Here is an 11,914-nt window from a genome sequence, read left to right as displayed (position 1 = left end):
GTGACGTATATCGCCGCCATCGACCAGGGGACCACCTCCACCCGGTGCGTCATCGTGGATGCTAACGGCAAAATTTGTGGGTCGGCGCAGTATGAGCATCGGCAGCTGATGCCCCAGCAGGGCTGGGTCGAGCACGACGCCCGGGAGATCTGGCGAAACACGCGCCGGGCGGTCTCGGCGGCGATGGTCGACGTCGACATCGCCGCCAGCGACATCGATGCCCTGGGGATTACCAACCAGCGCGAAACCGCCGTGGTCTGGGAGAAGGAGACCGGGCAGCCCATCTACCGGGCCATCGTCTGGCAGGACACCCGCACCGCCAACCGTTTCGACGAGCCCGACAAGTGGCTGCGCAAGACCGGCGTGCTGGCCAATTCGTATCCGGCCGGGCCGAAGATCGCGTGGATCCTGGACCACGTCGACCGGGCGCGCGAGCGGGCTGAGGCGGGCGAGCTGTTGGCCGGGACCATCGATAGTTGGTTGTTGTGGAACCTGACCGCCGGACGCGTGCACGCGACCGACGTGACCAACGCCTCGCGCACGCTGCTGATGGATTTGGACACCCTGGACTGGGACGACGAGCTGTGCGAGGCCATCGGGGTGCCGCGGTGCATCCTGCCCGAAATTCGGGCCTCCATCGGGGATTTCGGCACCGTTCGCCACCGGGGCACGCTCATGGACGTGCCCATTACGGGTGTGCTGGGAGACCAGCAATCCGCTCTGTTCGGGCAGGCCGGGTTTTCCGCCGGGCACGCCAAAAACACCTACGGGACTGGACTATTTTTGCTGCTCAACACCGGCGCGGAGCGAAAATACTCCCAGCATGGCATGCTGACCACCGTGGCCTACCAGTGCGCGGGCAGCGACCCAGTCTACGCGCTGGAGGGTTCGGTCGCCGTGGGCGGCTCGCTCATCCAGTGGCTACGGGACCAGCTGGGGATCATCCCGGACGCGGCCAGCTCGGAGGAGATCGCGGCCGACGACAACGGCGGGGTCTACATCGTGCCGGCGTTTTCGGGGCTGTTCGCGCCGCGTTGGCGCCCCGATGCCCGCGGCGTCATCGTGGGGCTCACCCGTTTTGCCGACCGGACCCACATCACCCGCGCCGCCCTGGAGGCGACGTGTTTCCAGACGCGCGAGGTAGTCGAGGCGATGGTGCAGGACGCCGGGGTCGCCATCGAGGAGCTGCGCGTCGACGGCGGGATGGTGGAAAACGAGCTGCTCATGCAGTTGCAGTCCGATATCCTCGGCGCGACCGTGGTGCGGCCGCAGGAAATCGAGACCACCGCGCTGGGCGCCGCCTTCGCCGCCGGCCTGGGCTGCGGGACGTGGTCCAGCCTGGGCGAACTCGAATCGCTGGTGCGCGTGGATACCTGCTGGGAGCCGCAGATGGAGGCCGGCACCCGCGACCAGCTCTTTTCCCGCTGGAACGATGCCGTCGAGCGCACCCTGGACTGGGAGGACTAGCCGTTCCGGTTGCGGGGTGGTGGGGGCTGCCTTAGTGTGTGGGGCATGAGATCGGGGGATTGTTTTTCTAGGTTCGTGGCTGCCGTGACCCAGCCTGGCATTGAGATCGTGGAGGGTGCTTGGCACGCCGACTGGGATGCCGAGCGCGCGGCCGCTGGCTCCGGTCGTGACGAGCTGGAGCGTCTCTTCGACTTGGCTGGGGTGTTTTTCGGCCCGGTCAGGCAGGCCCGTCGCCAGCGTCGGGTGCGCGCGAATGCCGCCCGCCACGGCCACTGCCTGCCCGTGCTCGACGTGTTGCGTGGGGTACTGCGGCGGGTGAAAAACACAAACGATGCCTGGCGCATCATGGAGGAGTTGTCTGCCCAGCCGGTTGATGCCAAGGCAATGGCCGCCACGGCCCGCCGCAAAATTCAGGAGGCCCGGCCTGCCCTGACGCCGCAGCCGGGGGTGATCTACCGCCGTTCGGCGGAGGGGTTGTGGTCGATGCGTCTTATCGCCGATGCTGGCCTCGTCGCCGATATCAAAGCTCAAGTTCGCACTGTCGAGGATGCGCGCGCGGTTTTCACCAGCGGTGACGGGGAAGGTGCCGGGGCCGGTGATGGTGTCGGTGCCGGCGGTAGGTGCCGCGGCGGGGTGCGTGCGTTGGTTACTACTAATGTGGTGCTCAACCTCAAGGATTTCGGGCACTTGGTTGGTGGCAAGGATGCCGCGGATATTACCGTGCAGCTGACCAACGGCGCGGTGATTAGTGGTGCGGAGTTGGTGACTCGGGCGTTTGAGCAGGTTGGCTACGTTGGGGTTTTCGATCCGGTGGTCGGCCCGGTTAATTGTTACCGGGATGTGCGTTTGGCCTCGTGGAAGCAGCGGCGCTTGGCGTTGATGGAGCATCCGGTGTGTGCGTGGCCGGAGTGTTTGGCTGGTGCGGATGAGTGCCAGGTTCATCATTTGGAGTCGTGGGACTCGGGTGGTCCGACGAACGCGGCGAACCTGGCGACGTTGTGCCCGCACCATAACGGTGCCAATGAGGATGGGCCGGGCCCGGCGCAGGCTAGGGGCCGGATGGCTAGGGTCGGCGGCCGGGTGGTGTGGATACCACCTGAACGTGTGCCGGCCTAGTCCGCCGGCGGCCGATCTGGTGGCAGACACGCAGCAAACACCAGGAACACGCGAATAGGCGTCCACGGTTGAAAACCGTGAACGCCCATTCGGCGTGCCTACTCGGCGCGCCTAGGTCGGCCACCGGGATCGCGCACCTGGATGGTGCAGCAAGGTGTGCGTACCTAGGTAGCGTCTTTGCCGGAGGTTAGTCGTTGGTGTGGAGCTGAACCTGCTGGGTATCCGGGTCGTAGGTGATGTAGCCGCCTTCGAAGTCGACGCGGACGGCCTTGCCACCGACGGAGTATTGGTTCGTGGTCGGCATGCCCAACTGCTGAGCGTTGGCACCCTCGGCCCAGGCCTTGGCGATTTCGCCTACCAGGGCATAAGCCTGCGAGTTATCGCCCGAGGAGAGCACGACGCCGTTCTCGAAGAGCTGGTAGAACGTATCCTGCTCCAGCACCTCGAGTCCGCCCTGCGGCAGGCCCAGCAGAGGACCGAAGGCGTTGAGGATGGAACCCCACGACTGCTGAAGCGCCGGGTCGCCCAAGAAGCTGACGACCTTCGAGATGATCTCGGGCACCTGCCCCAGGGTCAGGCCCTCGACCACTTCCTGGTCCTTGTCTGGCACCGTCAGGGCGCCGGAGGTAATCGCTAGGCCGGCGACGGCGGCGGCGATGGTGGCGGCGGCCTGGATGTCGCCGGTCGACATTGAGGACCCGCCCACAGAGAACTCGAGCGGCGCACCAGTATCGCCCGTGCCTGCGTTTCCACCGTTACCGGAACCACCGGCATTGCCAGAATTACCGGAATTGCCGGGATTGTCGGTGGACGGGGCGGGCGTCGACGGCTGGTAACTACCGCCGCTCTTGACGGCCTCATACTTCTTGTGCGCGTTGGAGCGGATTTGGTTCCAGTACTTGTTCGTCCGGTCACCCGGGCACGAGGTGTAGTGCAGATCGTTGTGGCCGTGGAAGGCGGGCACGTTGGCGGTGGTGCCGGCGGTGAACTTGGAGCCGCTGAAGCCGCCGGAGTACAGGCCGACGGATTCGCCGGCCGGATCGAAACCGGAGATGGCGGCCTTCCAGCCGGCGATCTCGGAGACGGAATTAAGCATCGGCTGGGTGGGCTCGGTGGTCGAGTAGTTGCCGATCATCGAAATTCCCCAGGTATTCGAGTTGAAGCCGCCGACATGGGCACCCTGGACGGCTTTGTCCAGCCCGCCGTAGCGGCCCTCGTAGATGGTGCCGTACTTGTCGACCAGCGCGTTGTATCCGATGTCGCACCAGCCCAGCGTCTGGGCGTGGTAGCTGAAGATGCCGCGGACCTGGGCGGCTGCCTGGGCACGTGTGTAGTTGTTGCTACCCGCGGTGTGGTGCAGGGTCAGCGCCTTGACGCGATCGTCGTAGGTCGGGCCCTGGCAGCGAATGCCTTCATTGGCACCCCAGCCGGCGCGGGAAACTACCTGCGGCGCCCCGTTGGAGGCGAAGGCAGTCGGCTCGATGCCGCCTTCCTGCGCGTTGCCGTCGATGAAGACGGCGTTTAGATCTGCGGCATCGATGCCCGCGGACTGGTCAATCGTCTCGGCGACGGGAGCGATATCGCCGTAGTTGGTCGGCAGCGGGTTCGTGGTTTTCTTGGCCGAGGCCGCAGGGGAGTTGTCCGCGTCGTTCTCCGCGGACGGGGCGGGGTTGGCCTGGCCGCCGGCCTCGGCGACTTCCTCTTCGGACGGGGCGCCGAGGTCGACGTTGCCGACGGAGACCTGGACGGCCTTGGTCTCACCGATGAAGATGAGCTCTGTGCCGTTGGTGCCGCCGGTCTCGATGCCCAGTGGCTCGGTGTCGTACCACTCGCCCCAGGTGCCGTCGGCAAGCTGCGGGCGCACGAAGGCCGCGAGATCCTTGTCGCCGCCTTCCCAAGTCAGTGCGAACTGGGAGAAGGGCTTGTCCTGGTGGAATTCCTTTACGGCGCGGGGGCCACCCTCGCCGCCCTGGGCGGCGATGGCCGGGTCGTCGACGACGACGGTCTCACCGTCGCCGAAGTTCGCCTGGCTGGTGGTGGTCTCGATGGGCCCGCTACCCGCAGATTGGGTATTCAGGATGTCGTTGCCGGCGAAAACTGCGGCGGCAACCACAGACACCGAAGCGATGATGGCCACCACCGGGGTGGCCCACTTCGACTGCGTGGGGACAAGTCGACGTCGTAGTTGCACTGGTAATTCTCCCTAAAATTGTGGTGCCTGCCGGGCTTAGGGGTGGCGGCAAGCATCAGTCAGATCTGAGTCCGCAGTAAAGCATAGTAAACAATTGAGAAAAATGATACCCGAGTAACCAATGTGACGAGAGGGAACAGTGTGGCGCGCCGTTTTCCCGTGTGGCAGACCTGCCGGGCCGGCGAGGCTCCCTTAGGCTAGGAGGCATGACTGACTATGACCTCATTATCGTTGGATCCGGCTTCTTTGGCCTGACAATCGCGGAACGGGCGGCCTCGCAGCTGGGCAAGAAAGTGCTCATCGTCGAGCGCCGCAACCACCTGGGCGGCAACGCCTACTCGGAGCGGGAGCCGGAAACCGGCATCGAGGTGCATAAGTACGGCGCCCACCTGTTCCACACCTCCAACAAGCGCGTGTGGGACTACGTCAACCAGTTCACCGACTTCACCGACTACCAGCACCGCGTGTTCGCCATGCACGACGGCACCGCCTACCAGTTCCCGATGGGCCTGGGCCTTATCAACCAGTTCTTCGGCCGCTACTACAGCCCCGACGAGGCCCGCCAGCTCATCCAGGACCAAGCCGGCGAGTTCGACCCGAAGGAGGCCAAGAACCTGGAGGAGAAGGCGATTTCGCTCATCGGCCGCCCGCTGTATGAGGCCTTCATCAAGAACTACACCGCCAAGCAATGGCAGACCGACCCGAAGAACCTGCCGGCGGCGAATATCACGCGCCTGCCGGTGCGCTACACCTTCAACAACCGCTACTTCAACGACACCTACGAGGGCCTGCCGGTCGAGGGGTACACCGCCTGGCTGGAGAACATGGCCACCCACGAGCTCATCGAGGTTCGCCTGGACACCGACTGGTTCGACGTGCGCGACGAGTTGCGCGCGGCCAACCCGGACGCGCCGGTGGTCTACACCGGCCCGCTGGACCGCTACTTCGACTACGTCGAGGGCGATCTGGGCTGGCGCACTCTGGACTTCGACATGGAAGTCCTGAACACCGGCGACTTCCAGGGCACCCCGGTGATGAACTACAACGATGCCGACGTGGACTACACCCGCATCCACGAGTTCCGTCACTTCCACCCCGAGCGCGGCGATGCCTACCCCAAGGACAAGACCGTCATCATGAAGGAATACTCGCGCTTTGCCGACAAGGGCGACGAGCCCTACTACCCGATCAACACCCCCGAGGATCGGAGCAAGCTGGAGGCCTACCGCAAGCTCGCCGCGGCCGAGGCCCGCGAGAACAAGGTGCTCTTCGGCGGGCGCCTAGGCACCTACCAGTACCTGGACATGCACATGGCTATCGGCTCGGCGCTGTCGATGTTCGACAATAAAATCGCGCCCTACTTCAACGACGGCAAGCCGTTGGAGCAGGAGCGCGGCCACTAGGAAACTAGCGGGTTTTACAGGGCGGGGGACTGGCCGGCATCGTCCTGCCCGCTGACGCGGTAGAGGTGCTCGTTGACGAATTCGCCCACACCCCAGCGGGCCAGCTCGCGGCCGTAGCCGGAGCGGTTGATGCCGCCGAAGGGCAGGCCCGCGGCGGTCACGGCGTGCTCGTTGACGAAGGTCATGCCGTCGTTGAGGCGGGCGGCCACGGCGCTGGCCTGCTCCAGGTCGGTGGACCATACGGAGCTGGACAGGCCGTAGTCGGAGTCGTTGGCAATCGCGATGGCCTCCTCGACGTCGCGGGCCTTATAAATGACGGCGACGGGGCCGAAGATCTCGTTGCAGCCGATGTCGGCGTGGCGGTCGACGTCGGTCAGCAGGGTCGGCTCCATGTAGGCTCCGTCGCGGTCGACCTTGCCGCCGCCCACGCAGACGGTGGCGGTGCCGTCGGCGGTGGCCTTTTCCAGCCGCTCGACGATCTCGTCGCGGGCGCCGATGGAGCTCAGCGGCCCGATGTCGGCGCCATCGTCGTCGTAAGGCCCGACGGTCATGGCGCCGATCTTGTCGGTCAGGTACTCGACGGCGTGGTCGTAGAAGTCCTCCAGCACGATGAGCCGCTTCGGCGCGTTGCAGGCCTGGCCGGTGTTGTACATGCGGATGAGGGCGAACTGGTCGAGGACCCAGTCGAGGTTGGCATCGTCAAGCACGAGGAACGGGTCGTTGCCGCCGAGCTCGAGGACGGACTTCTTGTAGTTCTCGCCGGCGGTCTTGGCTACGGCGGCGCCGGCGGCCTCGGAACCGGTCAGGGATACGCCCTTGATGCGGTCGTCGGCGACAAACGCGTCCATCTGGGACCCGGAGGCATAGACGTTGAGGTAGACGTCCTGCGGCAGTCCGGCCTCCTCGAGCAGGTCCTGGCAGGCCTGGGAGGACAGCGGGCAGATGGAGGCGTGCTTGAGCACGATGGTGTTGCCCAGCAGCAGGTTCGGCGCGGCAAAGCGCGCGACCTGGTAGTAGGGGAAGTTCCACGGCATGATGCCCAGCAGCGGGCCCAGCGGCTCCTTGCGCACGAAGGTGTGGTTGGCGCCCTGGGCCGGCAGGTGCTCGTCGGCGAGCAGCTCGTGGGCGTGCTCGGCGTACCAGCGGTAGATATCCGCCACGATCTGGATCTCGGCCTTGGCCCAGCGGGTCAGCTTGCCCATCTCGCGGCCGATGTGTTCGGCCAGCTTATCGATGCGTTCTTCGTACAGGTCCGCAGTCCGTGCCAGGATGGCGGCACGCTCGTCGATGCTGGTCGTGCGCCACTTGTTAAAAGCGGCGGTGGAGCGGTCGAGGATGTCGTCGCGGGCGGCATCATCGAGGCGGGGGAATTCTTCTTCGGAACGTCCGGTGTTCGGGTTCTCTAATGCAAAAGTGCTCATAGTGCCCTGTATAGCGCGGGCTGCGGGCTTCTTCAAGGGGGCTAGGATGGGAGCATGGATGCGATTAATCACCCTCCCGTCAACGGCGAAGACAAGCCGGTGGTGCCCGTCTTCTTCGTCTCGGATTCGACGGGTATCACCTCGGAGGCCATGGGAAACGCGCTGCTCGTGCAGTTCCCGCACCTGACTTTTGCGCGCACCACGGTGCCGTTTCTGGGCAGCTTGGAGGCCGCCCGGGAGCTGGTAGCCCGGCTGGATAGGCAGGTCGCGGCCGGGCGCACCCCGCTGGTCTTTTCCACCGCGGTCGACGACGAGATCCGCGACTGCATTTTGAGCTCGAAGGCGACGGTCATCGACCTGCTGAGCGCCTACCTGGGCAGCGTCGAGCGGGCGCTGGGCACGACCAGCGTGCGCCGGGCCAAGCAGCTGCACACCTTGGCCGATAGCCAGCGCTACAACAGCCGCATGCAGGCCATCGAATTCGCCATCGAGCACGACGACGGGCAGTCCCTGCGCGCGCTGGAGCAGGCCGACATCATCCTGCTGGCGCCGTCGCGCTGCGGCAAGACCCCGACGTCGATGTACCTGGCGCTGCAACACGGCCTGTTCGCGGCGAACTACCCCCTGGTGGACGAGGACTTCGAGTCGACCGCCTTGCCGCGCCCGGTGCGTAAGTACCAGGATCGGCTGTTTGGGATCGTCACCAGCACGGAGCGCCTGTGCCAGGTGCGCAACGAGCGCCGGCCTAATTCGCGCTACGCCTCCCGTCAGCAGGTCAGCTTCGAGTTGCGCGGCGCGAAGGCGATGATGAAGGCCAATGGGATTCCTTACGTGGATTCTTCGACCAAATCCGTCGAAGAGATGTCTGCGATGATTCTTCAGTACCTATCCATAACGAGCGGTCGCTAGTGTGACTTTTGCCCCCGCGATTTCCGCCCGCGCAGGCCCACCCAGCGACTACAATGCTTGCCATCACTTACCCCGTTTAATACTAAGGATGCCTGAATATGAGCGATAATATTCGCTGGTTCTCCGAACTCGGAATGAACGACGTCGAGCAAGTGGGCGGCAAGAATGCCTCCCTGGGAGAGATGGTCTCCAACCTCGCCCGCCTCAACGTCAACGTCCCCGACGGATTTGCCACCACGGCCGACGCCTACCGCGCCTTCCTGACGGAAACACACCTGGACGAGCGGATCTCTAAGCTGCTCGAGGGGCTGGACACGGAGGATACGCGCCAGCTGGAGGCCGCCGGCAAGGCGATCCGCGCGGAGATTCTGGAGACGCCGCTGCCGGAGGGCATCGAGAGTGATATCCGCGCTGCCTACGACAAGCTGGCCGCCGAGTCCGGCGATAAGGCCAGCTTCGCGGTGCGCTCCTCGGCTACGGCGGAGGACCTGCCGGAGGCCAGCTTCGCGGGCCAGCAGGAGACCTTCCTGAACATCCAGGGCATCGACGCGGTCCTGGTGGCCATCCGCGAGGTCTTCGCCAGCCTCTACAACGACCGCGCGATCGCCTACCGCGTCCACCACGGCTTCGACCACGATGCGGTCGCCCTGAGCGCGGGCGTGCAGAAGATGGTGCGCTCCGACATCGGTAGCTCCGGCGTCATGTTCACCATGGACACCGAGTCCGGCTTCGACCAGGTCGTCTTCGTCACCAGCGCTTACGGCCTGGGCGAGGGCGTGGTCCAGGGCGCGGTTAACCCGGACGAGTTCTACGCCTACAAGCCGGCTCTGCGCGACGGCAAGCGCGCGGTGATCTCCCGCTCGCTGGGCGCAAAGGCGACCAAGATGGTCTACACCGACGACGCCAGCGTCGGCCGCACTACCGAGTTCGTGGACGCCCCGGAAGCCGACCGCGCGTGCTTCTCCCTGAAGGACGAGCAGGTAGAAGAGCTGGCCCGTCAGGCGCTCATCATCGAAGACCACTACGGCCGCCCGATGGACATCGAGTGGGGCCTGGACGGCGAGGACGGCCAGCTCTACATCCTGCAGGCCCGCCCGGAGACCGTGCAGTCCCGCCGCGGCTCGGTGCTGCAGAGCTTCAGTCTGCACAAGCGTGGCACCGTCGTGGCGGAGGGCCGCGCCATCGGGCAGAAGATCGGTGCCGGCAAGGTGCGCGTCTTCGACTCGCTGGAGCAGATGCACGGCTTCAACCCGGGCGAGGTCCTGGTCGCGGACATGACGGACCCGGACTGGGAGCCGATTATGAAGCGCGCCTCGGCGATTGTTACTAACCGCGGCGGCCGCACCTGCCATGCGGCGATCATCGCCCGCGAGCTGGGCATCCCGGCCGTCGTCGGCACTGGCGATGCCACCGAGGTCCTGGCCGAGGGCAGCGAGGTCACCGTCTCCTGTGCAGAGGGCGATACCGGCTACGTCTACGACGGCTCCCTGGACTTCGAGGTGACCGAGACCGACGTGGACCAGGTCCCGGAGATCGGGCCGAAGATCATGATGAACGTCGGCACGCCCGAGCAGGCCTTCGCCTTCTCCCGCCTGCCCAACGACGGCGTGGGCCTGGCGCGCCTGGAGTTTATCGTCAACCGACAGATCGGCATCCATCCGCGCGCGCTGCTGGACTACCCCAACCTAGACGAGGAGCTCAAGTCCGAGGTGGAGATTCTGACCGGCGCTTATGACTCGCCGCGCGACTTCTTCGTCCAGCGCGTGGCCGAGGGCGTGGCCACCATCGCGGCGGCGTTTGCCCCGAACCCGGTCATCCTGCGCATGTCCGACTTCAAGTCGAACGAGTACGCCAACCTGCTGGGCGGCAACCTCTACGAGCCGCACGAGGAAAACCCCATGCTTGGCTACCGCGGCGCCTCCCGGTACGTCTCCGAGGAGTTCGCGGAGTGCTTCGCCATGGAGTGCGAGGCGATGAAGATCGTGCGCGAGGAGATGGGGCTGGAAAACGTCAAGATCATGATCCCGTTCGTGCGCACACCCGATGAGGCGCGCCGGGTGACCGAGGCCCTGGCTGCCAACGGTCTGCGCCGCGGCGAGAACGGCCTGGAGCTCATCATGATGTGCGAGGTCCCGTCGAACGCGCTTATCCCGGAGCAGTTCTTGGAGTATTTCGACGGCTTCTCCATCGGCTCGAACGACCTGACCCAGCTCACCCTCGGCCTGGACCGCGACTCGGGCGTGGTCTCCCACGACTTCGACGAGCGCAACCCGGCGGTCAAGGTGCTGCTGGGCCGGGCCATCGAGGCCTGTCGGAAGCAGGGCAAGTACGTCGGTATCTGCGGCCAGGGCCCCAGCGACCACTCGGACCTAGCGGACTGGCTGGTCGAGCAGGGGATTAGCTCGCTGTCCCTGAACCCGGATACCGTGGTTGATACCTGGCTGCGCCTGGCGGAAAAGGAGTAGCGCGTACGCGGCATCGAAAACGCCGTCGTTTCTTTGGGGAAGCGGCGGCGTTTTTGCTATCCGGCCCCCGCTAAACATTTGGTTTAGGCCCATCATTTACATTCGCCCAACGATCTGCTAAGGTTAACGGCAGGTTAACTTTGAGGGAATAGAAGGTTCACTCGAGTGGTTGAAGACAATGAGTCTTCGCCGGAATAACAGGAAATCAGGTGAATAGCGATGATGAACAACAACCGAGTTTTTGACACCCTGCGCAAGGATCTGCACGCAGCGTTCGGGCATGCGCACAGCGCCGCGGAGATTGATGCCAAGCTGGACGAGGTTATCGCCAAGCACTCCGCCCGTGCGGTTTTGGAAGAATTTGTCCCGGTCCTGGTCGAGCGGGAGGTCATGGAATACTTCGGCGAGCACCGCATCCACGTGCGTTTTGCCGCCGGTACCGACCACGCACTGGCGGAGGCCGCCGTGGAGCTGACCAAGAAGCACGCCGGCGACGCCCTGCTGGTGGACGCCGCCGTCTCCCACCCGGAAAACGAGGACGCCGGCCACATAAGCCATGTCCTGGCCGAGCGGGGCTTAAGCGAGGGCCAGCCGCGCCACTTTGATGATGCCCGCACGGTCGCCATGCCGGACTTCATTGTCTACCTGGGCCGCGACGTTCACCGCGACGAGGCGGGCAAGGACGTCAAGATCTGGGACATCCTGCCGGCCGAGACGGTCGAGCAGGCCCGGGAGCTGGCCGACGACCTGGAGGCCCGCGTGCTCTACATGCTGGGCAAGCTGGGTATCGATCCGGTAGACGAGAAGGTCGCCATCGACGCCTAGGGCACTCCTCGGGTACTCCTAGGACACTCCTAGGGCCCAACGGTGGCCAATCTTAGCCCCGCCGCCGCCCCGGTTTTCCCGGGGCGGCGGCGGGGCTTTTGTGCGCCTGACGGATCC

8 protein-coding genes are annotated in these 11,914 nt (G+C 65.2%); 6 read left to right on the top strand and 2 right to left on the bottom strand.

Going from position 1 to position 11,914, the window contains the following annotated elements:
- Together glpK and QQS52_RS03915 are read left to right on the top strand one after the other, a co-directional pair.
- Complete coding sequence (gene glpK / locus QQS52_RS03920; protein ID WP_472772664.1) at positions 1–1,467, top strand: glycerol kinase GlpK; 1,467 nt, start codon at positions 1–3, stop codon at positions 1,465–1,467.
- Positions 1,468–1,551: 84 nt separating this feature from the next.
- On the top strand, positions 1,552–2,583 hold the full coding sequence (locus QQS52_RS03915; protein ID WP_472772002.1) for an HNH endonuclease signature motif containing protein: 1,032 nt from the start codon (positions 1,552–1,554) through the stop codon (positions 2,581–2,583).
- A gap of 187 nt (positions 2,584–2,770) precedes the next feature.
- On the opposite strand, the gene QQS52_RS03910 is transcribed toward QQS52_RS03915, so the two are convergent.
- On the bottom strand, positions 2,771–4,774 hold the full coding sequence (locus tag QQS52_RS03910) for an N-acetylmuramoyl-L-alanine amidase (RefSeq protein ID WP_472772663.1): 2,004 nt from the start codon (positions 4,772–4,774) through the stop codon (positions 2,771–2,773).
- A 206-nt stretch (positions 4,775–4,980) separates the two neighbouring features.
- Between QQS52_RS03910 and glf the strand changes: the two genes are divergently transcribed.
- A complete protein-coding gene (gene glf, locus QQS52_RS03905; RefSeq protein ID WP_472772662.1) occupies positions 4,981–6,177 on the top strand; it encodes a UDP-galactopyranose mutase in 1,197 nt (398 codons plus the stop codon).
- 14 nt (positions 6,178–6,191) lie between these two features.
- Here the strand turns inward: glf and QQS52_RS03900 are convergent, their stop codons facing one another.
- The gene (locus QQS52_RS03900; RefSeq protein ID WP_472772661.1) at positions 6,192–7,598 is read right to left on the bottom strand and encodes an NAD-dependent succinate-semialdehyde dehydrogenase; all 1,407 of its coding nucleotides are present in this window, start codon (positions 7,596–7,598) and stop codon (positions 6,192–6,194) included.
- 54 nt (positions 7,599–7,652) lie between these two features.
- Between QQS52_RS03900 and QQS52_RS03895 the strand changes: the two genes are divergently transcribed.
- The 3 genes from QQS52_RS03895 to QQS52_RS03885 all read left to right on the top strand — a co-directional run bounded on the left by QQS52_RS03895 (position 7,653) and on the right by QQS52_RS03885 (position 11,797).
- On the top strand, positions 7,653–8,507 hold the full coding sequence (locus QQS52_RS03895; protein WP_472772660.1) for a pyruvate, water dikinase regulatory protein: 855 nt from the start codon (positions 7,653–7,655) through the stop codon (positions 8,505–8,507).
- 98 nt (positions 8,508–8,605) lie between these two features.
- Positions 8,606–10,972, top strand: a complete 2,367-nt coding sequence (gene ppsA, locus QQS52_RS03890; protein ID WP_472772659.1) for a phosphoenolpyruvate synthase — start codon at positions 8,606–8,608, stop codon at positions 10,970–10,972.
- A 219-nt stretch (positions 10,973–11,191) separates the two neighbouring features.
- Positions 11,192–11,797 carry a three-helix bundle dimerization domain-containing protein gene (locus QQS52_RS03885; RefSeq protein WP_472772658.1) on the top strand — a complete coding sequence of 202 codons (606 nt, stop codon included), beginning with the start codon at positions 11,192–11,194 and terminating at the stop codon, positions 11,795–11,797.
- The last annotated feature ends 117 nt before the right edge of the window (positions 11,798–11,914 follow it).

The organism is Corynebacterium sp. 1103A (assembly GCF_055700955.1).
The sequence above is the reverse complement of the archived record's forward strand: the minus strand, read 5'-3'. Positions and strand labels throughout refer to the sequence as shown.